General features: G+C 49.8%; 20 protein-coding genes and 1 other annotated feature. Of the genes, 19 read left to right on the forward strand and 1 reads right to left on the reverse strand.

Annotated elements, in window-relative coordinates:
• The first annotated feature begins 47 nt into the window (after positions 1 to 47).
• The 19 genes from A4G20_10285 (at position 48) to A4G20_10375 (ending at position 19,646) form a co-directional block, all read left to right on the forward strand.
• Positions 48 to 692: a hypothetical protein gene (locus A4G20_10285; GenBank protein QIW16687.1), complete on the forward strand. Its 645-nt coding sequence runs from the start codon at positions 48 to 50 to the stop codon at positions 690 to 692.
• A gap of 67 nt (positions 693 to 759) precedes the next feature.
• Positions 760 to 1,836: a 3-isopropylmalate dehydrogenase gene (locus tag A4G20_10290; GenBank protein QIW16688.1), complete on the forward strand. Its 1,077-nt coding sequence runs from the start codon at positions 760 to 762 to the stop codon at positions 1,834 to 1,836.
• A 311-nt stretch (positions 1,837 to 2,147) separates the two neighbouring features.
• Complete coding sequence (locus tag A4G20_10295; GenBank protein ID QIW16689.1) at positions 2,148 to 2,426, forward strand: LexA family transcriptional regulator; 279 nt, start codon at positions 2,148 to 2,150, stop codon at positions 2,424 to 2,426.
• Between the two features lie 3 nt (positions 2,427 to 2,429).
• Positions 2,430 to 2,954 carry a flavodoxin gene (locus A4G20_10300; GenBank protein ID QIW16690.1) on the forward strand — a complete coding sequence of 175 codons (525 nt, stop codon included), beginning with the start codon at positions 2,430 to 2,432 and terminating at the stop codon, positions 2,952 to 2,954.
• A 22-nt stretch (positions 2,955 to 2,976) separates the two neighbouring features.
• The gene (locus tag A4G20_10305; protein ID QIW16691.1) at positions 2,977 to 3,423 is read left to right on the forward strand and encodes a transcriptional repressor; all 447 of its coding nucleotides are present in this window, start codon (positions 2,977 to 2,979) and stop codon (positions 3,421 to 3,423) included.
• Between the two features lie 148 nt (positions 3,424 to 3,571).
• Positions 3,572 to 6,199, forward strand: coding sequence for a hypothetical protein (locus tag A4G20_10310; protein ID QIW16692.1), 2,628 nt, complete (start codon positions 3,572 to 3,574; stop codon positions 6,197 to 6,199).
• A gap of 122 nt (positions 6,200 to 6,321) precedes the next feature.
• Positions 6,322 to 6,831 (forward strand): S-ribosylhomocysteine lyase, encoded by a 510-nt coding sequence (locus A4G20_10315; protein QIW16693.1) that lies wholly within the window; start codon positions 6,322 to 6,324, stop codon positions 6,829 to 6,831.
• 135 nt (positions 6,832 to 6,966) lie between these two features.
• Positions 6,967 to 8,802, forward strand: coding sequence for a multidrug ABC transporter ATP-binding protein (locus tag A4G20_10320; protein ID QIW16694.1), 1,836 nt, complete (start codon positions 6,967 to 6,969; stop codon positions 8,800 to 8,802).
• An 86-nt stretch (positions 8,803 to 8,888) separates the two neighbouring features.
• Positions 8,889 to 9,665 carry a glycosyltransferase gene (locus tag A4G20_10325; GenBank protein QIW16695.1) on the forward strand — a complete coding sequence of 259 codons (777 nt, stop codon included), beginning with the start codon at positions 8,889 to 8,891 and terminating at the stop codon, positions 9,663 to 9,665.
• Position 9,666: 1 nt separating this feature from the next.
• Positions 9,667 to 10,692 (forward strand): glycosyl transferase, encoded by a 1,026-nt coding sequence (locus tag A4G20_10330; protein ID QIW16696.1) that lies wholly within the window; start codon positions 9,667 to 9,669, stop codon positions 10,690 to 10,692.
• Positions 10,693 to 10,798: 106 nt separating this feature from the next.
• Positions 10,799 to 11,380, forward strand: coding sequence for a Fe-S biogenesis protein NfuA (locus A4G20_10335; protein QIW16697.1), 582 nt, complete (start codon positions 10,799 to 10,801; stop codon positions 11,378 to 11,380).
• Positions 11,381 to 11,475: 95 nt separating this feature from the next.
• A complete protein-coding gene (locus A4G20_10340) occupies positions 11,476 to 11,955 on the forward strand; it encodes a tRNA (cytosine(34)-2'-O)-methyltransferase TrmL (protein ID QIW16698.1) in 480 nt (159 codons plus the stop codon).
• Positions 11,955 to 13,145 (forward strand): hypothetical protein, encoded by a 1,191-nt coding sequence (locus A4G20_10345; protein ID QIW16699.1) that lies wholly within the window; start codon positions 11,955 to 11,957, stop codon positions 13,143 to 13,145. Before A4G20_10340 ends, A4G20_10345 begins: the two co-directional genes overlap by 1 nt.
• Complete coding sequence (locus A4G20_10350) at positions 13,132 to 13,626, forward strand: SprT family protein (protein QIW16700.1); 495 nt, start codon at positions 13,132 to 13,134, stop codon at positions 13,624 to 13,626. Before A4G20_10345 ends, A4G20_10350 begins: the two co-directional genes overlap by 14 nt.
• Before the next feature lie 446 nt (positions 13,627 to 14,072).
• Positions 14,073 to 15,056, forward strand: coding sequence for an rRNA methyltransferase (locus A4G20_10355; GenBank protein QIW16701.1), 984 nt, complete (start codon positions 14,073 to 14,075; stop codon positions 15,054 to 15,056).
• Between the two features lie 9 nt (positions 15,057 to 15,065).
• Complete coding sequence (locus A4G20_10360) at positions 15,066 to 15,911, forward strand: dihydropteroate synthase (protein QIW16702.1); 846 nt, start codon at positions 15,066 to 15,068, stop codon at positions 15,909 to 15,911.
• A gap of 75 nt (positions 15,912 to 15,986) precedes the next feature.
• Positions 15,987 to 16,083: a binding site (TPP riboswitch), on the forward strand.
• Positions 16,084 to 16,159: 76 nt separating this feature from the next.
• The gene (locus tag A4G20_10365) at positions 16,160 to 17,662 is read left to right on the forward strand and encodes a thiamine-phosphate diphosphorylase (GenBank protein ID QIW16703.1); all 1,503 of its coding nucleotides are present in this window, start codon (positions 16,160 to 16,162) and stop codon (positions 17,660 to 17,662) included.
• A gap of 140 nt (positions 17,663 to 17,802) precedes the next feature.
• Positions 17,803 to 18,984, forward strand: coding sequence for a hydrogenase expression protein (locus A4G20_10370; GenBank protein QIW16704.1), 1,182 nt, complete (start codon positions 17,803 to 17,805; stop codon positions 18,982 to 18,984).
• 8 nt (positions 18,985 to 18,992) lie between these two features.
• Positions 18,993 to 19,646: a TenA family transcriptional regulator gene (locus A4G20_10375; protein QIW16705.1), complete on the forward strand. Its 654-nt coding sequence runs from the start codon at positions 18,993 to 18,995 to the stop codon at positions 19,644 to 19,646.
• Between the two features lie 78 nt (positions 19,647 to 19,724).
• Here the strand turns inward: A4G20_10375 and A4G20_10380 are convergent, their stop codons facing one another.
• Positions 19,725 to 20,168, reverse strand: coding sequence for a hypothetical protein (locus A4G20_10380; protein ID QIW16706.1), 444 nt, complete (start codon positions 20,166 to 20,168; stop codon positions 19,725 to 19,727).
• Positions 20,169 to 20,272: the final 104 nt, after the last annotated feature.

A 20,272-nucleotide genomic window follows, 5' to 3' on the forward strand; every position in this document is an offset into this window, starting at 1 on the left:
TACAATATTGAAACAGCACCAAGCACACAAGGGCAAGTCTTTTATTTATGGCAACAGTTCGCATCCTACCCAAGGCCTCCTGGTCTTCCCAACACTTTTGGCGGCCCAGCGCCCGCACGCTTTTTGTCCTCTTTACCTCGCTGGCCCTGATGGGCGTGGGCGATGGCCTCTTGGTTCAGGCCCAACTGGGCTCCCTGCCTTGGACGGTGCTGGCCCAGGGCATCAGCCTGCAAACCAATATTACCCTCGGTTTAGTTTCTGGCTTAATTAGCTTGGTGGTTATGTTGCTTTGGATTCCCCTTAAACTCCGCTTTGGTCTGGGCACGGTGCTCAATATTATCGTTATCGCCTGTTTTTTAGGTTTTACCGCCCACTACCTGCCCGCCCCCCAAAGCCTGACGGGGCAGCTTGTCTATCTCTTGGTCGGCATTCTGCTCTTTGGCTTTGGCACTGGCTTTTATTTGACCTGTTATATGGGGGCCGGCCCCCGAGATGGCCTGATGGTGGGTATGTGTGAACGCTTTGGCTGGCGGGTTTCCTATGTGCGTACGGGCATTGAAGTGGCGGTCTGCACCGCAGGCTATTTTTTAGGCGGCATTGTGGGCCTGGGCACGCTGGCCTTTGCACTCAGTATTGGCTGGGTGGCACAACTTTCCCTCAACCTTATCCAGCGTTATGCAGCCAAGCCATAATTTTTCACAACAGGGCAAAAATTTTTGCTATATTTAGGCCTTTCATAACAATTTGAAAGGATAAACTATGCAAACCTACAATATCGCAGTCTTAGCTGGTGACGGCATCGGCCCTGAAATTATGGCCCAGGCCATTAAGGTCTTAGACGCAACGCAAGCCAAGTTTGGCTTCAAACTCAACTATAACCATTTCGACATTGGCGGGGCAGCCATCGACAATCATGGTAAGGCCCTGCCTGATGTAACCCTCCAAGGCTGTGAAGCGGCTGATGCCATCCTCTTTGGCTCGGTTGGTGGCCCAAAATGGGAGCACCTACCGCCAAATGAACAGCCAGAACGTGGGGCCCTGCTCCCCCTTCGCAAACACTTTGCCCTCTTCTGCAACCTCCGCCCGGCCACCCTCTACAAGGGCCTAGAACAGTTCTGCCCACTCAGAGCCGACATTGCCGCTCGTGGCTTTGATATGGTCACCGTGCGGGAGCTCACCGGCGGCATCTACTTCGGCCAACCTAAGGGCCGTGAAGGGGAGGGGGCCCATGAAAAGGCCTTTGACACCGAGGTCTACCACCGTTTTGAAATCGAACGCATTGCCCGCGTGGCCTTTGAAACGGCCATGAAACGGGGCAAACACGTCACTTCTGTGGACAAGGCCAACGTGCTGGCCAGCTCTATTCTCTGGCGGGAAGTAGTCAGCCAGGTGGCCAAGGACTATCCAGAAGTCAAATTAGATCACATCTATATCGACAACGCCACCATGCAGCTTATCAAGCAGCCAGACTTCTTTGATGTCCTGCTCTGCTCCAACATTTTCGGTGATATTATTTCAGACGAATGTGCCATGATCACAGGTTCTATGGGCATGCTGCCATCGGCCAGCCTCAACGAAAAGGGCTTTGGCCTCTATGAGCCTGCTGGCGGTTCTGCCCCAGATATTGCCGGCAAGAATATTGCCAACCCGATTGCTCAAATCTTATCTGCGGCCATGATGTTACGTTACAGCTTCGGCCTGGAAGATGCCGCCCGAGCCATTGAAGCCGCCGTGCAAAAAGCCCTGGCAGATGGCCACCGCACCGCCGATTTAGCCGACCAATCCCAGCCGCTTTCCACCAGCCAAATGGGCGATGTGATTGCAAAAAATCTGTGATTTTTAACCGCTTGTAAAGGCGTATGTAGGGTGCGTGTAAACGCACCAACAAGAAACTTATATTGTTTTGAACGGTGCGTTTACACGCACCCTACCCCTGATAGCGCCAGCCTCCAGGCTGGTGCTGATCCAGGCTTAAGAGATCAGGCACAAGCGAGGACGCTTGCGCCATCAAGCTCTTGCCCTATCAATGTAATTATCTTCTTTTTGATCATTCCAAAGCCCTAGAGAGTGTGATATATTTGCACATCTTTATAATTAGCTTCTCATTCTCATTGAGAAAAGGAAGCAGATGCCCCACATTAGTTAATATGGCAAAACAAGATGCAGATTGCATTACATTAGATCTGTTTGCGAATATGCCAAAAGTCGGGCGGCCTCGTAGCAATCCGCTTAGCCGAGAACAACAAATCCGAATCAACAAACGCAACCAGCTTAGGCGAGATCGCTCTTCTGGCCTCAAGCGTGTGGAATTGAAACTGCATTCGGACTTGATTAAGGTGCTTGAGGACAGGGCCTTTGAGGCGGGCATAACCCGTGGACAGTTAATCGAATCAATTTTAAACGACTATATCAATAAAGGTGAATAGAAAATGGCAGTTGTTGGTTTATTCTACGGTAGCGATACTGGAAATACTGAAAACATCTCAAAAATGATCCAAAAGCAATTAGGTGAAAACTTAATTGACATTCGTGACATCGCAAAAAGCACAAAAGAAGACATCGAAGCCTACGATTTCCTCTTGCTGGGCATTCCAACCTGGTACTATGGCGAGTCACAGGCTGACTGGGACGATTTTATGCCAACCTTAAAAGAAATTGATTTCAGTGGCAAAATCGTTGGCATTTTCGGCTGTGGTGACCAAGAAGACTACGCCGAATACTTCTGCGATGCCATGGGCACAGTGCGGGATATTGTCGAGCCAAACGGCGGAATTATTGTCGGCCACTGGCCAACCGAGGGCTACAGCTTTGAGGTGTCTCAAGCCTTAGTTGATGAAAACACCTTTGTAGGCCTTTGTATTGATGAAGACCGCCAGCCAGAATTGACCAACGATCGGGTCAATCAATGGTGTAAACAAATTTTTGATGAAATGTGCTTGGCAGAACTGGCCTAGCCCGTGACAGAAGGAGAAGAATATGTCTGAACAAAATGCCAAACTACTGAAAGATGTCGGTTTGAAGGTGACTGAGCCTCGTTTAACCATCCTGGCCCTTATGCAGGATATTCGTGAGCAAATGCAGCACTTTTCCGCAGAAGATATTTATAAGCTCTTACTGGAACAGCAGTCTGAAATCGGCCTGGCCACGGTTTATCGTGTACTCAATCAGTTTGAAGAGGTGGGCATTCTCACCCGCCACAACTTTGATGCCAACAAGGCCGTCTTTGAGCTTAACTTCAACCACGAACACGACCACATCATCTGTATGGACTGCGGCAAGGTCTTTGAATTTAAGGACTCCGAAATTGAACGCCGCCAGCGTGAAATCAGCCAACAGCACGGCATTGAGCTGGCCAACCACAGTCTCTATTTATACGGCAAGTGCAGCAACCTCAAAGCCTGTGATGAAAAAGAGAAGAAATAGGTTTCCCTGCTTTTCCAGCTAACTTGACAAGCGGTGGGTTTTTGTAAATTTTTTGCAAAAACCTACCGCTTGCCTGTTTTTAGAAATTGACTTGCTGACGGAATTTTGTATAGTTATTGTTCAGCTGTAATCGTAAAAATAAAACACTATGACCGACACCCAAAACCCAGCCCAGCCTGCCAAGGTTCGCCCACCTCGTAAGATTTCCCCTTTTTGGATCTTGCCCATTGTGGCTTTTGCCATTGGCTGTTTGATGTTCTTTCAAATTCTCAAGGAACGAGGCCAAACCATCACCATTCGTTTTCAAGACGGGGCGGGCATTACCGCTGGCAAAACAGCCATTCGTTATCAGGGCCTGCAAATTGGCCAGGTCAAAAAGGTTAATTTTGCTGAAGGCTTGCGAGAAGTCGAAGTCACGGCTGAAATCAATTCTGAGGCCAAATCGGTTCTGCGTAAGGACACCAAGTTTTGGCTGGTCACCCCAAGTGCTTCTTTGGCCGGTGTGTCTGGTCTTGATGCCCTGGTATCAGGCGACTACATCACCCTTTTGCCAGGCGAGGGCGAAAGTGAAGATGAGTTTATTGCCGAAAGTGAACCACCTGCTGTGCCGGTCAATGATGGGGACTTATTGGTGAAATTAGTTGCTGATGATCTGGGTTCTATTTCCGTTGGGGCAGGCGTTTACTTCCGCAAGGTTCCGGTGGGATCCATTGCCGAATACCGTTTCACCCCAGACCACCAAAAGGTGGAAATTGATGTGGTTATCAGCAAACGCTATGCCAATTTGGTTAAAAAAAGCAGCCACTTTTGGAACATCAGCGGGATTAGCGCAAAGCTAGACTGGCGGGGGCTAGATCTTTCTGTGGACAGCCTCATGTCCGTGGTGCAAGGGGCCGTTGCCTTCGATTCACCAGCTGATGCGGAAACTGCCGATCAGGGGCAGAGTTTCCAGCTCTTTAGCGATCTCAAATCTGCCCGCCGAGGCACCGAGGTTAAGGTCTATCTGCCCATGACGCCCAATATTCAAGCCAATGAAACAGGGGTCTTCTACCAGGGGGTACAGGTGGGTATGCTGTCTAAAATTGAGGCAGACCAGGATAAGGACGGCAAGGTCGCCGGCCAACTCCTGATCGACCCAAGTTACAGCGATCTGCTGCGAAAAGACAGTAAAATCTTGCTAAAAGAGCCTAAATTTGCCTTTGATAAGGAACAGGTCAGTAAGCTGGGCGAACTCTTTAGAGGCCATTATTTTGATATCATCCCAGGCAAGGGTGAGAAGGCCACAGAATTTATGGTGGAAACCGAAAATGCCTACCTACTTAGTCAGCCCAATGTGCTGGCACTGACCCTAACCGCCCCGCAGTCTTACAGCGTGGCCAAGGGCCAGGGGATTTATTATAACGATGTCAAGATCGGCGAGGTATTGGAACGCCGGCTGACCGTGGATAATGTGACCTTCCGAGCCATTATTTTCCCCCAATATCGCAACCTTATCGGGGCCAATAGCAAGTTTGTGGCCATCTCTAACTTAGATGTCCAGCTAGGCCTAGATGGCATGCGGGTGCAGGCTGGTTCGCCAAGCGATTGGCTGGCAGGCGGGGTTCGGGTTCTGCCTGAAAAAAGCCAGGGCCAGGCCAAAAATGACTACCCGCTTTATAAGGACATTGAAAGCGCTGAACAGGGCATTGTGTCGGACATCAAACAACCTAGCCTGACCCTGTCTGCCAGCCAGCTTGAGGGGATTGGCCCAGGTTCGGTCTTGCTCTATCGGGATTTCCAAGTGGGTGAGGTGCTGAACGTGGTGCCGCATAAGAACAAATTTGATGTGGAGCTTTATGTTATCCCTAAATACCGCCACCTGGTTAGCGACAAGAGTCGCTTCTGGGTCAAGCCCTCTGTGGCGGTGGAAGCCTCGCTTCAAGGGGTCAAGCTGCAAACCACGCCACTCATGGGCATGCTCAAGGGGGCGATTAGCTTTGACAATCATGGCACTAAGTCCGATAAAACCCTTTATGCCAGCCTAGACAAGGCCAGCTCAGGCAATACCTACATTACCCTAATTGCCAAGGATGCCTCCAAACTCAGCCAGGGCATGCCGCTCAAATACATGGGCTTGACCGTGGGCCAGGTGGAAAAATTGGAACTGCAATCTGCAAAAAAACAGATAAAAGTCACCGCTTACCTCGAGGGCCGCTACTACAACCTGATTGCCAAGGCTGGCTCGACCTTCAAGGCCATTTCGCCTGAAATTTCGACCGCTGGCGTGAAGAACCTGGATGCCGCCCTGCAAAATTATATTGATGTGAGCTTAGGCTCAGGCAAGGCCCAAACCCAGTTTAGCCTGGGGGATACCGACACCAGTAAAACCCAATTTGCTGGCGGCTTCCCTGTGATTCTGGAAACCAGCGATGCCAACGGCATTAGCCCTGAAGCCCCGGTTTACTACCGAGGTATGCAGGTGGGCCAGGTTCAAGGTTTGAGCTTGAGCGAGCTGGGCGATCGGGTGCTTATCCACCTGGCCATTCAGAACAAGTACAAGCACTTGGTGCGGAAGAACAGCCAGTTCTGGGAATCCTCAGGCTACACCATGGATGTAAGCTTAAGTGGGGCCAGCATCAGCTCCGGCACCATGAGCCAGTTACTCAATGGCGGCATTGCCTTCTCAACCCCATCGGGTTCTGTGGTACAGCCCCAGGCCGAAGCCAACCGCCGCTTCTTGCTCAGACGTAAAATTCCCGATGAGGCCAGAGGCTGGGATCAGGGGATTGCAGAATAAGCCTAAATACTCTATTTGATAGCGCCAGCCTCCAGGCTGGTGCTGATAAAAATAGGCACCAGCCTGGAGGCTGGCGCCATCAATACATAAACTAACAATTAACCTATTAGATTGGAGAACCTATGCCTTTATTAGACAGTTTCAAAGTCGATCACACTCGTATGAATGCTCCTGCTGTGCGGGTGGCCAAAACCATGACCACGCCAAAGGGCGACACCATCACCGTGTTTGACCTCCGCTTCTGCCGCCCAAATATTGAGATCTTACCTGTGCGTGGCATTCACACCATGGAACACCTTTTTGCTGGCTTTATGCGGGATCACCTCAATTCTGAAAAGGTTGAAATCATCGACATCTCGCCAATGGGCTGCCGCACGGGCTTTTATATGTCCCTCATTGGGGCGCCAAGCGAGCAAGAAGTGGTCACGGCTTGGACAAAAGCTATGGAAGATGCGCTTAATAAGATCCCAGATGTATCCAAGATCCCAGAACTCAACGAATACCAGTGCGGTTCTTTTAAAGAGCATTCCTTGGAAGAAGCGCATGAAATTGCTCGCAATGTTCTCAAACAAGGCATTGGCATCAACCGCAATGAAGACTTGGTCTTGGACGACAAGCTGCTCAACCCTTAATCTTGTCCTTAACAAGCGGCTAGAAATCCCCTAAAATTTGCAAATTTTGAGGGCATTTAACCCGTTTGTACTTTGATTTTTTTACCCTCCCCGAAACGGGAGGGCTTTGTGCTTTTTCGAGGATCATAAAACTGAATGTTACAAAAACTCTTTGAATGGTTTGAAAACCGTATTAACCCCTACCCCGATAGCAGCCCCATCACCCCTAAAAAAGGCCTCTTACCCTTTATTTGGGATGCCACCCAGGGCATGCGCCCTTACATTTTGGTGATGGCACTGATGACCGTCTGTTTGGGCGTGATTGAAGGCATGCTCTTTCAGTTTATCGGCGACTTGGTAAACTGGGTCACCGAACTCAAGCCTGCCCAACTTTGGCGGGAAAAGGGCGGCAGCATTGCTTTTATGCTCTTTATCGTGGTCTTGGGCTTTGTTATCAACTACCTCTACACCAGCATCCGCTTCCAGAGCCTGCAAGGGGTTTTCCCTATGCGCCTGCGTTGGAACTTCCACCGCCTTATGCTGGGCCAAAGCATGTCCTTCTACCAAGATGAATTTGCTGGCCGAGTGTCAGCCAAGGTTATGCAAACTGCCCTGTCGGTGCGGGATGTGGTTATGACCTTCACCGAAATGGTGGTCTATATTGTTATCTATTTCATCACATCGGGCGTGATTTTGGTGCAGTTCGACAGCTGGCTCCTCCTGCCTTTTGCGGTGTGGCTGGTTTTCTTCTTTATTATTGCGGCCGTTTTTGTGCCTCGCCTTTCCTTGGCAGCTCAAGAACAGTCCGATGCTCGTAGCCTTATGACCGGCCGGGTGACCGATGCCTATTCCAATATTGCCACGGTGAAACTCTTTTCCCATGGCAAGCGGGAGTCTAGCTATGTGAAAGAATCCATGCAGGAATTTATGGTCACGGTGCACAAGCAAATGCGTTTGGTCACCCTGATTGAATCCTGCCACTATTTCAACAGCATTGTGCTGATTATTTCCACCACTGCCATGGGTCTCTGGCTTTGGTCGCTGGATATGGTCAGCGTGGGTGCCATTGCTGCCTCAACGGCCTTGACCCTGCGTATCAAGGGCCTGGCCCAATGGGTTATGTGGGAGCTGGCCAGCCTCTTTGAAAACCTGGGTACCGTGCAAGATGGCATGGAAACCCTGTCCAAGCCGCATACCATTGTGGATGAAGAGGATGCCAAGCCGCTGGAAGTGACCCAGGGGGAAATTCAATTTGAGGGCGTGGACTTTGCCTACAGCCCTGAAAAACCGCTTCTGAAAAAATTCGACCTGACCATCAAGGCCGGCGAAAAGGTTGGCCTGGTTGGCCGCAGCGGGGCGGGCAAATCTACCCTAACCAACCTGCTCTTACGCTTCTATGATGTGCAAAATGGGGCAGTGAAAATAGATGGCCAGGATGTTCGCAGCATCACCCAAGAAAGCCTACGGGCGCAAATTGGTTTGGTGACCCAGGACACTTCTCTGCTTCATCGTTCCGTGCGGGACAACCTGCTCTACGGGCGGCCAAGTGCCTCTGAAGAAGAAATGTATGAAGCAGCCCGTAAGGCGGCCGCAGCCGAGTTCATCCCTAACCTATATGATGCCAAGGGCAGAACGGGCTACGATGCCCATGTGGGCGAACGGGGTGTTAAACTCTCTGGCGGCCAGCGCCAGCGGATCGCCATCGCCCGGGTTATGCTCAAAGATGCACCAATTCTCTTGCTAGACGAGGCCACCAGTGCGCTGGATTCAGAAGTTGAAGTGGCCATTCAAGAAAACCTGACCGAACTCATGCAGGGTAAGACCGTCCTGGCCATCGCCCACCGCTTGTCCACCATCATGGCCATGGACAGACTGATTGTGCTAGATAAGGGTGAAATCATCGAACAGGGCACCCACGAGGAACTCCTGGCCCAAAACGGCGTTTACGCCAAACTTTGGTCCCATCAAAGTGGTGGATTTTTAGCAGAGTAAATGGAATAATAAGAGGGCTTTTGGCCCTCTTTTTTTATAAAAAGAACAGATCAAAAATGATTGATAGAGAAGATAAAAGGAAGAAAATGAAGCCTACGCTTAGTTTGGTAATGATCGTCAAAAATGAAGAACAAGATTTGGCACAATGCTTAGACACCGTCAAAGATTGGGTGGATGAAATCATTATTGTCGATTCAGGCAGCAGCGATCAAACCTTGGAAATTGCCAAAAAATATCAGGCTAAGGTTTATCAACATAATGATTGGCAGGGCTTTGGCAAACAACGCCAAACTGCCCAAGGTTATGCCACATCAGATTATATCTTATGGCTAGATGCGGATGAACGGGTCAGCCCAGAATTACAACAATCCATTAAACAAGCCTTATTAGAAAACAAAACAAACACCCTTTATCAAATAAACCGATTAAGTAGCTTTCTAGGGCGGAAAATTTATCATTCAGGATGGTATCCTGAATATATTGTCCGCCTTTATCCTCGCCAACTTGCTCAATATAATGATGCTCTTGTACATGAAAAGGTTATTTACGACCCAAGCCTGAAGGTGATAAACCTGTCGGGTGATTTACTCCATTACCCTTATAAGAGCCTGAAACATTATCTCACCAAATCCGCCTCTTATGCCGAGGCTTGGGCTGAACAAAGAATAAAGCAAAATAAAAAAACAAGTGTATTTCAGGCGCTTTCTCACGCCTTTTCAGCCTTTATAAAAATGTACTTATTTAAGAAAGGTTTTTTAGATGGCAAGCAAGGTTTTCTTCTCGCCATCTTATCAGCAAATTCTGTTTTTAATAAATATGCTACTTTATGGTCTAAGCAGGTAGCCTCTCAGCTTGGGGAATAAAATGAAAGCAGATAACAAGCACAATATTTTATTTATTAATATGGCCAAGGGCTTTGGTGGCGGAGAAGTGCAAACAGAGCAACTCATGCTCAACCTTGATGGCTATACCCTCTATTTCCTAGGCAAAAAACACAGTAAGTTAGCAGAAAAATTAGCACAAGCAGGTAAAAATATTCGCATCATTACCTTTATGCAGGCCCTTAAATTAGCCCTGTGTACAAAACAATTAATTATTCACGCCCAAGATGGCCGTGGGGCGCATATTGCAGGTTTATTAAAATTAATTTCCAGAAAACCTATCGTTATTACCCGGCATGTGAGCTTCCCTCTCAAGCGGAAAATATCCTCTTTTGCCTATAAAATTGCCGATCAGCTTGTTGGTGTAAGCTCTCAGGTTTCCGAGGTTTTAGCCAAAATAAACCCAAACACTCAAACCATTCATGGGTGTTTAAAACCCTTACAAGAAGATCTGGCCTTTGAGGAACACTATTTTAAACCTAAAAAAGGCCTCTTAAGAATAGGGCATATTGGGAATTTACAGGAAGTCAAAAACTTCCCCTTAACCATTAAACTGGCTAAAATTTTCCCACAGCTTGAATTTTATATTGTTGGTTCTGGCCCCTTGGAACAAGTCTTAAAAGAAGAGGCAAAAGGATTAAGCAATCTAACCTTTATTCCTTTTACACCCTATATAGGCAGCGTATTAAAGCATTTAGACCTACAAATTATTCCTTCTCATTTAGAAGGATTATCAATGGTTATTTTAGAGGGCTACCAATATCAAGTTCCTGTAATTGCCCACGCAACAGGTGGCATACCTGATATTGTCGAGCAAGGGAAAACAGGCTTTTTAATTAAGAAAAATGATGCTTCGGCCTATCAAGAAATAATTGAAGATTTATTACAAAATCCAGAGCAGCTTCACAAACTAAAAGCACATATCCATCATTATCAAAGTATTAAGGATTTTTCAGCTCAAAGAATGGCTAAGGAATATAAGGAAATTTATTTATCTATTGTAAAATAATCCTTAATTAAATCCATAGGGAATGGCTGGGATTTAGCCCTAGCCAAACCCCTCTAATCGGAGTAAAATAACCGACAATTTCAGTCAAGTTTTATAGGCCAAACCAATGAACATTACTATTTCGGAAGCAGCACAAGCCCATTTTCGTAAACTTCTTGATCAGCAAGAAGAAGGCACCAATATTCGGATTTTTGTGGTTAATCCAGGCACACCAAGTGCTGAGTGTGGGGTGTCTTACTGCCCACCAAATGCGGTGGAAGATACGGACACCGAGTACAAATTCGACCTTTTCTCTGCCTTTGTAGATGAAATCAGCCTGCCTTTTTTAGAAGAGGCCGAGATTGATTATGTGACCGATCAGATGGGCGCCCAGCTAACCATGAAGGCCCCTAACGCTAAAATGCGTAAGGTAGCGGACGATGCCCCTCTCATTGAGCGGGTGGAATATGTTATTCAAACCCAGGTCAATCCGCAACTGGCCAGCCATGGAGGCAAGGCCACTCTGATTGATTTAACCGAAGAGGGCATCGTGATTCTTCAATTCGGCGGCGGCTGTAACGGCTGTTCCATGATTGATGTGACCCTCAAAGAAGGCATTGAAAAACAATTGGTTGCCTACTTTGGTGATGAAATCAAGGGCGTGCGTGACGTCACAGAACACCAGCACGGCGAGCACTCCTACTACTAAATCCCCTTCTACAAGCGGCCTAAATTTGTAAAAAATTCGCAAATTTAGGCCGCTTTCGTTATACAATAGGCCAACTTTTCCCTCTTTTTCTGGCTATGTTAGACATCGTTTTATTTGAACCTGAAATTCCGCAAAACAGCGGCAATATCATCCGCCTTTGTGCCAACTGTGGCTTCCGCCTGCATATGATTGAGCCACTGGGCTACACCTGGGACGACAAACGCCTACGCCGTTCGGGCCTGGATTACCATGAATTTGTGGATATCAAAAAGCACAAGTCCTTTGATGCCTTTTTGGCAAGCGAACAGCCCAAACGCCTCTTTGCTCTTACCACCAAGGGCGAACCCAACCATAGCGAGGTGAAGTATGAGCTGGGTGACTATCTTATGTTTGGCCCAGAAAGCCGGGGCATTCCCAAAGAGATTTTAGACAGCCTGCCCATGGCACAGAAAATCCGCATTCCCATGTGTAAGGACAGCCGCAGTATGAACCTGTCCAACTCAGTGGCCGTGGTGGTCTATGAGGCCTGGCGGCAGTTTGGTTATCAAAATTCTGTGCCAAGGCAGGCCATTTAATGCAGGCCTTTGACGCAATTATTATCGGGGCAGGGGCGGCCGGCCTCTTTTGTGCCGCCCAGCTGGGCCAGGCGGGTAAATCCGTCTTGGTGCTGGATAATGGCAAGAAAATTGGACGCAAGATCCTCATGTCTGGCGGGGGCTTTTGCAACTTCACCAATCTGGATGTCACTCCCCAGCACTATATCAGCCGCAACCGCCATTTTGTCAAATCGGCCCTGGCCCGCTACACCCAGTGGGACTTTATCGCCCTGGTCGCCAGCTACGGCATTGCCTACCACGAAAAGGAATTAGGCCAGCTTTTTACCGATGAAGGTTCTGATCAAATTGTCGCCCTGCTCAAGGCCGAATGCGACAAGGGAGGCGTGGATATTCGCCTGAAACAAGCGGTGCTTTCTGTTGAAAAATTTGCAAATTCCTTCCAAATTGAGACCGCTTGTGACCGCTTTCAAACGGAAAATCTAGTGGTGGCCACAGGCGGCCTTTCCATGCCGGGCTTGGGGGCTTCCCCTTTTGGCTATAAGCTGGCTGAACAGTTCGGTTTACCCGTGATTACGCCTCGGGCCAGCCTGGTGCCCTTTACCTATAAGGAGAGCGATCAGGCCTACAGCCAACTGGCCGGCATAGCCCTGCCGGTTGAGGTTTCGACATCACGCAAGGCCTTTGCCAACAACCTGCTCTTTACCCACCGGGGCTTGTCGGGGCCGGCTATTTTGCAGATTTCCAACTATTGGGAGCTGGGCGAGGCAGTCAAAATCGATCTGCTGCCAAGTGAAAATATGCTTGAGATTGTGCAAGATCTTCGCCAATCTTCGCCAAAATTAGCCCTAAAAACCGTCTTAGGCCGTTATTTGCCTAAAAAATTGGTTGAACTTTGGGTGGAACAAAAATGCTTTGCCGATAAGATGATTGCCGATCTGTCCAAGGCGGATTTAAGAGGCTTAGAAGAGCTTGTCCACCACTGGCACTTTATCCCCAATGGTACAGAAGGCTATCGCACGGCGGAGGTCACCATGGGCGGGGTGGATACCGATCATATTTCCTCCAAAACCATGGAGGCCAAGGCGGTTCCGGGGTTGTATTTTATCGGCGAGGTGCTGGATGTAACCGGCTGGCTGGGGGGCTACAACTTCCAGTGGGCCTGGGCCTCCGCCTTTGCCTGTGCCGAGGCCATCAATGGCCGATCTTAGGGTGCTCAAAATTCAGGTGCAACGCCAGCTCAAATGCAGTCTGGAGCAGGCCTCTGCCTATTTTGGGCGAGAATTTGAACAGCCGGCCGTAACCTATACGGTTAAGGGAGCCAAGGCTGGTGTGGCCTATTTGCGGGAGAATGAAATCCGCCTCAACCCGGTGCTCTTAGCCGAAAACGGGGCCGACTTTATCCAGCAAACCGTTCCACATGAACTGGCCCATTTACTGGTCTACCAGCTCTTTGGCCGGGTTCAGCCCCATGGCAAGGAGTGGAAGATGATGATGGAAGAGGTGCTGGGCGTGCCGGCTGAAGTGTATCACTGCTATGATTTAGCCAAGGTGCGACAAACCTTTGCTTACCAATGCGCTTGCCAAACCCATCAACTGACTATCCGCCGGCACAAGGCCATTGTAGAGGGCAAGGCGATTTATCATTGCCGAAAATGTAAACAAGTTTTAGAAGTTCAGGATAAGACTTGATTTAGGCGGGAAAAGCTCCTAGAATAAAAAACAAGGACGGCGGCAACCGTCCTTGCTCGACATCACTGCTTAGCCAGTCGTACTTCCTTTAAGTAACAGGCATAGCAGAATAACGATAATCCACATAATAATACGTTTCATATAGTTTCCTTTATTGTGTGAAAGAAAGGATCTACTATATCAGCCCGACAGGTGCGACTGGCGGACTGATTTTTCGCAGATCCGCCTCTGCTCAAAGAGCATTGATGAAATCGTATCACAAAAACCCAATTCTGCAAGAGGATTGGGTTTTTTATCTTTTGGGCTTTCTCTCCAAGTGCTATCATTACAAAGCAAATCGTAACTGGTACTGTTCACTGATAGCGCCAGCCTCCAGGCTGGTGCTGATAGCCAAAGGCACCAGCGAGGACGCTGGCGCCATCAATAAGTCAAAAATAGGAATAGATATGAACAACAAACCCCGTTTTAAAACCCTCGATCAAAAAAGAGAAGAGCGTAAACCCGCCTTTAAGCGAGAAAACACCCAAGAAAAACGCTCCTTCCGTGAGCGTGAGGAAAAGCCTCGCACCATCTATCCAAGTTCAGCCAAAAAGGCTGGCTTGCAGGAAGGCAGCGTGAAAATCAGCCTCAAGGGTAGGCAGGAGAGGCCTGAAAAGAAAACCGGCCCCCTATCGCCTCGTGCACCTGAAAAGATCCGCAAAAACCGCTCGGAGGAGATGAAGGTTTACGGCGAAAATGCCTGCCTTAGCCTCTTTGAAGAACGGCCAGAGGCCATTGTCCGTTTGTGGGCCACGGTGGAAATGTCCCACCGAATTGGCGAGCTACTTAGCTATTTGGCCGAGCAGAAAAAGGCCTATCATATTGTTGATAGTGAAGAGCTGGCTCGGGTTACGGGCACGGAACACCACGGCGGGATTGCCCTCTTGGTCAAAAAGTCCCTGCCTTTTGGCCTGGAAGGCTACCTGCAAGTGCCCCACGCCCAAGACTGTTTGGTGCTCCTGGATGGAGTCAATAATGCCCAGAACATCGGCGGTATTTTACGAACCTGTGCCTTCTACGGGGTTAAGGGCCTAATTGTGGAATCGGCCGACCTGCTCAACTCCAGCAATGCTGCCCGGGTGGCCGAAGGGGGCCTGGAGTTTGTTAAGGCCCTGGAAACCAAGCACAAGCAAATCGCCCTGACCCAGCTGCGGAAGGCTGGCTATCAAATCGTCCACCTAACCCGCAACAAGCAGGCCAAACACCTGGCCAAAACGGCCCTGGCCGCCAAGGTGGTCTTTGTCTTAAGTGAGGTAGTGCCGTTGGAGGCTGAATATCCAGAAGATACCCAAGTCCAGCTCTCCTTTGATAATCCGCTGCGTAGCGGTCTGAATGTGGCAGTCTCGGCTGGCCTGCTCTTGGGCCAGTGGTATCAGGCCTATTATGTTTAGGGTGGCCCTATGCAAATCGCTTTCAGAAATTATCAAAAACAAGACCGCTTGTTGGATCTGACCCAGCCTAAAATCATGGGCATCCTCAACTTTACCCCCGATTCCTTCTCCGATTCGGGCAAGTTTTTTAGCCTGGATAAGGCCCTGGTTCAGGTTGAAAAAATGCTGGCGGACGGGGCAGATATTATCGACATTGGGGGCGAATCCACCCGGCCCAATGCGGCTATTATCAGTGTTCAAGAAGAATTGGAGCGGGTAGTGCCCCTGGTCGAAGCTGTCAGAAAACGCTTTGACTGCCTGATTTCGGTGGACACCTCCAAGCCCCAGGTTATGCGGGAATCTGCCCAAGCGGGGGCGGATATCATCAACGATATTCGGGCCTTGACCGAACCCCAGGCCTTGGACACGGCGGTTGAACTGGGCCTGCCAGTTTGCATCATGCACATGCAAGGCTCACCCCAAACCATGCAGGCCAATCCAGACTATGATGATGTGGTGGAAGAAGTGGCCGATTTCCTTAAATATCGGGCCTTGGCCTGCCTGATGGCCGGCATTCCGCAGGAGCATATTATCTTGGATGTGGGCTTTGGCTTCGGCAAAACCGTGCAGCACAACTACCAACTGCTTAAGCACCTCAAGGCCTTTGCCGATTCGGGCTACCCTGTGCTGGCCGGTCTCTCTCGCAAGTCTATGATTGGCCAAGTCCTCAATAAACCTGTGGAAGAACGGGTAATTGGCAGCGTGGCAGGTGCCTTGTTGGCTATTCAGAACGGGGCCAAAATCGTGCGGGTGCATGATGTGGCCCAGACGGCTGATGCCCTAAAAATCTGGCTGGCCATGCAAAACTGTGAATAAGCTGCTGATTTTGTGAACAAGATCACAAATCCAGCTTTTTCTACTTGCTTTTATTTTAACATTTTTTACACTGCAACCCTCTTGTCGGAGTGCCGTAAGGCTGAGATCGCATAGCGAGATCCGTGGAACCTGTTAGGTTAGAACCTGCGTAGGGAACAAGTTTTGCAAAAAATCATCAAAACCAGACCGCTTGGTCTGCCTCCTCTTCCCCCTTCGACAAGCAAACCATTCACTTTTGAGGTATTGCGATGTCAAATCTTCTTCACTCCCCTGTCGTTTGGACAGTAGCAGGCTCAGATTCCTGCGCCGGCGCCGGCCTGCAAACCGATCTGCACACCTTTCACGATTTTGGTGTGGTGGGCTGCTCGGTGGTGACCTCTGTCACCGCCCAACACCCCCACGGTGTTTTGTGCGTGACCCAGGTCGATAGCGACACCTTCCGCCAGCAGTTTGAAGCCTTGCTCATTCAGGGCTACCCCGATGCCATTAAAATCGGCCTGCTCTGCAATCAGGAACAGGTGGAAATTTTAAGCTACTATATCGCCCATATTCGGCAAAACTCCCCCAAGCCCCTTTATGTGGTGTACGACCCTGTGGCCGTGGCCAGCTCTGGCCAGAAGCTGTCGGACAGTATTCTACTGCCTACCGTGCAAGGCAAGCTCTATCCGCTGATTGATCTTATCACCCCCAATGGCACGGAGCTGGAACTCCTTACCCAAACCCAAGTCCAGCAATTTGCTGATGTGGAAAAAGCCTGCCAGGTTTTCTTGGCCCAAGGCATTAAGGCCGTGCTGGCCAAGGGCGGGCATTTTGACTGGCAGGGCCAGCAGGTTTGTGATTACTTGGTCACCAAGTGCCAAACCCATGCCTACCAGCACCCAAGGCTAGAAAGCATCAACACCCACGGCACGGGCTGCACCTATGCCTCGGCCGTGGCGGCCATGCTGGCTAAAGGCTTTGACCTGGCTGATAGCGTCACCGTGGCCACAGCCTACCTCCAACAAGGGCTGGCAGAACAGGGCTTGGCCGGGCAAACTGCCCTCAGCTCCCTACGCCACCTGGGCTACCCGCAAAAGGTTGAACACTTCCCCCAAACCGCCCTCTTATCTGCTCCGCTAACCCTGCCTAGCCTACCCTTTGCTGGCACGGAACAAAATCTTGGCCTCTATCCCGTAGTGGATAGCCTTGAATGGGTGGAGCGTTTGATTAAGGCTCAGGTCAAGACCTTGCAAATTCGCCTTAAAAATCAACCGCTTGATCAGGTAGAAAGCCAGATTGAGCAGGCCATCAAATTGGCCAGAAAACACGATGTCCGCCTCTTTATCAACGACTACTGGCAGTTGGCCATCAAGCACCAGGCCTATGGTGTGCATTTGGGCCAGGAGGACTTGGCCACAGCCGATTTGATTGCTATTCAGGAAGCCGGCCTGCGTTTGGGGGTCTCCACCCACGGTTATTTTGAGATTATGCGAGCCATTGCCCTCAAACCTTCCTACATCGCCTTCGGCCATGTTTTCCCAACCCAAACCAAGGAAATGCCTTCCCAACCCCAAGGCTTGGACAAGCTCCAGGCCTATGTGGACTTGGTTAAACCGCTAGCGCTTCCAAGCGTGGCCATTGGGGGGATTTCTGCCCAACGAGTGGAAGAAGTTTTGGCTTGCGGCGTGGGTAGTGTAGCGGTGGTCAGTGCCATTACCCAGGCGGAGGACTGGCAGCAAGCGGTTAAAAATTTGCTGAAATTAACAAGCTAAAAGCCCACGCACGGCAAGCCGTACGTGGTTACAAATAAGTGAGGGGCTTTGCCCCTCAACCTTCACAGGGGCAAAGCCCCTGACTTATCAGTAACCGATTGCGACGCAGTCGCTGTCGGCCATAAAAGGAGAACATCAATATGACAAAAACACTTTCAAACCTAAACAGCGGCCTGATCTGGGCGGGAGCTGGGGTTGGGGCCAGTGCCGTGATTGTGGGCACCTGGTTCGCCCCCCTGGGCTGGCAGGATGGCTTACTGGCTATCGTGCTGGGCCACTTACTGGGCGGTTGCCTCTTCTTTTTTGCAGGCCTGATTGGAGCCAAAACAGGCAAGTCAGCCATGCAGACCGTGCAGATTTCCTTCGGCCAAAAGGGATCGGTTTTCTTCTCGGTGGCCAACGTGCTGCAACTGATCGGCTGGACGGCCATTATGATCTACACCGGGGCAGAAATCAGCGGGGCCTTGAGCCTCCATCTCTGGCAGACCGAGGCCTTTGATATTTGGGCGCTCGTGCTGGGAATTTTGGTTATCGCCTGGCTCTTTACTGGCTCCAATCAAGTGGGCTTGTTTAAGATCTTGACCCTGGTGGCTATGTTCTTAATCACCCTTTGGCTAACGGTCAAGGTCTTTAGCACAGGCCAAACACCGCCTGCTACAAATGGCGAGATGAGCTTTAGCACGGCGGTGGAACTGGCTGCCGTGATGCCCCTTTCTTGGCTGCCTTTGGTGTCGGACTACACCCGCTATGCCAAAAAACCTTTGGGCGCAACCCTGGCAGCCACGGTCGGCTATACGCTATCCAGTATCTGGATGTACGCCCTAGGCTTGGGGGCTGTCCTCTTCCTAGGCCAGGCTGATGTGTCCAAAATCCTCCTAGCTGCTGGCATGAGCCTGGCAGGCATTATGGTTATGATCCTGTCCACCGTCACCACCACCTTTTTAGATGCCTATTCCGCAGGGGTCAGTGCCAACAACATACATAAAGGATTTAAGGAAACCCCAACCGCCATTGCCATCACAGTTTTAGGCACCGTGCTGGCCATCGCCCTGCCCGTGACCCAGTATGAAAACTTCCTTCTGCTTATCGGTTCTGTCTTTGCTCCTATGATTGCGGTGCAAATTGCCGATTTCTTCCTCCTGCAAAAAAGGGAAGTTGGCTTGACCTTCGACTGGGTCGGCCTGGGCCTTTGGCTGGCAGGCTTTGTGCTTTATCACCTGCTTTCTCACTTCCAAATCGAACTTTTTATCGGTCTGACCATGCCGGTTATGGTGGTGATTTTTGTGGCCACCCTGATTGTGAGAAAAACCCTGGGTAGATAGGAGGAAATATGTCATTTAGCCAAACACTCTACCAAGCCAACCAAGCTACTTGGCAGGCTTCGGTTAAACACCGCTTTGTGGATGAAATCTTTGCAGGCAGCTTGGATAATCAGCGCCTGGCCCGTTATTTGGTGCAGGATTATCAATTTGTCGATCACTTTGTCGCCCTTTTGGGGGCTGGCATTGCTTCTGCTGATAATTTTGCCTCCCGCAAGGCTCTGGCTCAATTTACAGCCAGCATTGTAGGGGATGAAAACGATTATTTTATCCGCTGTTTTGATTGCTTTGGGGTCAGTGAGCAGGATAGGCTTTCTCCCATCCGCCACCCAACCACCCAAACCTTTGATAACCTGCTTAAGGAAGGGGCTGAATCCCGCCAATATTTGAGTATTCTTGCCCTGCTGTATGTGGCTGAAACCCTCTATAAGGATTGGGCCGACCAGCCTGAACGAGGCCTGCCGCCAACCTTTCAGCATGCCGAATGGATCACCCTGCACAATAACCCGACCTTTAAGGCCTTTGTCGCTTGGTTGGGTCAAGAGCTGGATCGGGTAGGTGAGCTGGCCAGTGAAGAAGAAAAGGCTCTTGCCCATGCCTTCTTCAAACGTTCCGTTGAGGCAGAGCTGGCCTTTTTTGATGCGGTTTATGAGGATTTACCCTAGCATTTTTGCTTCCACCTTGGAAACGGCTGAACCTTCAGCCGTTTTTCTTATCTCTCACGCCGTCATTGCTGTTTTCGATTAACTTTTCCTCATCAAATCCGTCTGGCGCTGAATAACCTTTTGCATGATCCCTATCCACTGGCTGACTTCCTCATCGCTTAATACCGCCAAGACCTCTTCATTGACCTGTTGAGCCTTCTCTTTAATTGAGCCTTCCAAAGCCTGGGCTTTTTTACTCAATTTAATCAAGCGGCTGCGGGCATCACTTGGGTTTGCCAAGCGTTCAATTAAGCCATCTCGCTCCATTCGGTTAAGGGTATTGGCCATGGTGGCCTGACTTAGGCCTGAACGAGCAACCAGGTCACTTTGGCTGAGGGCTTGGCCTTCCCAGAGTTCAAATAAAATAGGCAAATAAGCAGGCAAAACCCCCAAAGGGGCGAGAGCATCACCAATTAAATGGGCAAAGAGGCGGGCAGTGTGATTGGAGAGATAACCAATGGATTGACGTTTATTAACAGGCATGGTCTTTTTCCTTGCAGTAAATCGTACGGTTATGGTAGCAAAAATATAGCTTGCTATCAAATTGCATAGCGTGCTATATTTATTTTGCATAGCAAGCTATGTAA

It is taken from the genome of Pasteurellaceae bacterium RH1A, from assembly GCA_012221805.1.
Classification (GTDB): Bacteria; Pseudomonadota; Gammaproteobacteria; order Enterobacterales; family Pasteurellaceae; genus RH1A.

What these genes read in the sequence shown, in the direction of transcription:
- A4G20_10285 (QIW16687.1), top strand. Translation starts at nt 48, where the DNA reads ATGGCAACAGTTCGCATCCTACCCAAGGCCTCCTGGTCTTCCCAACAC.
- A4G20_10290 (QIW16688.1), top strand. Translation starts at nt 760, where the DNA reads ATGCAAACCTACAATATCGCAGTCTTAGCTGGTGACGGCATCGGCCCT.
- A4G20_10295 (QIW16689.1), top strand. Translation starts at nt 2,148, where the DNA reads ATGGCAAAACAAGATGCAGATTGCATTACATTAGATCTGTTTGCGAAT.
- A4G20_10300 (QIW16690.1), top strand. Translation starts at nt 2,430, where the DNA reads ATGGCAGTTGTTGGTTTATTCTACGGTAGCGATACTGGAAATACTGAA.
- A4G20_10305 (QIW16691.1), top strand. Translation starts at nt 2,977, where the DNA reads ATGTCTGAACAAAATGCCAAACTACTGAAAGATGTCGGTTTGAAGGTG.
- A4G20_10310 (QIW16692.1), top strand. Translation starts at nt 3,572, where the DNA reads ATGACCGACACCCAAAACCCAGCCCAGCCTGCCAAGGTTCGCCCACCT.
- A4G20_10315 (QIW16693.1), top strand. Translation starts at nt 6,322, where the DNA reads ATGCCTTTATTAGACAGTTTCAAAGTCGATCACACTCGTATGAATGCT.
- A4G20_10320 (QIW16694.1), top strand. Translation starts at nt 6,967, where the DNA reads ATGTTACAAAAACTCTTTGAATGGTTTGAAAACCGTATTAACCCCTAC.
- A4G20_10325 (QIW16695.1), top strand. Translation starts at nt 8,889, where the DNA reads ATGAAGCCTACGCTTAGTTTGGTAATGATCGTCAAAAATGAAGAACAA.
- A4G20_10330 (QIW16696.1), top strand. Translation starts at nt 9,667, where the DNA reads ATGAAAGCAGATAACAAGCACAATATTTTATTTATTAATATGGCCAAG.
- A4G20_10335 (QIW16697.1), top strand. Translation starts at nt 10,799, where the DNA reads ATGAACATTACTATTTCGGAAGCAGCACAAGCCCATTTTCGTAAACTT.
- A4G20_10340 (QIW16698.1), top strand. Translation starts at nt 11,476, where the DNA reads ATGTTAGACATCGTTTTATTTGAACCTGAAATTCCGCAAAACAGCGGC.
- A4G20_10345 (QIW16699.1), top strand. Translation starts at nt 11,955, where the DNA reads ATGCAGGCCTTTGACGCAATTATTATCGGGGCAGGGGCGGCCGGCCTC.
- A4G20_10350 (QIW16700.1), top strand. Translation starts at nt 13,132, where the DNA reads ATGGCCGATCTTAGGGTGCTCAAAATTCAGGTGCAACGCCAGCTCAAA.
- A4G20_10355 (QIW16701.1), top strand. Translation starts at nt 14,073, where the DNA reads ATGAACAACAAACCCCGTTTTAAAACCCTCGATCAAAAAAGAGAAGAG.
- A4G20_10360 (QIW16702.1), top strand. Translation starts at nt 15,066, where the DNA reads ATGCAAATCGCTTTCAGAAATTATCAAAAACAAGACCGCTTGTTGGAT.
- A4G20_10365 (QIW16703.1), top strand. Translation starts at nt 16,160, where the DNA reads ATGTCAAATCTTCTTCACTCCCCTGTCGTTTGGACAGTAGCAGGCTCA.
- A4G20_10370 (QIW16704.1), top strand. Translation starts at nt 17,803, where the DNA reads ATGACAAAAACACTTTCAAACCTAAACAGCGGCCTGATCTGGGCGGGA.
- A4G20_10375 (QIW16705.1), top strand. Translation starts at nt 18,993, where the DNA reads ATGTCATTTAGCCAAACACTCTACCAAGCCAACCAAGCTACTTGGCAG.
- A4G20_10380 (QIW16706.1), bottom strand. Translation starts at nt 20,168, where the DNA reads ATGCCTGTTAATAAACGTCAATCCATTGGTTATCTCTCCAATCACACT.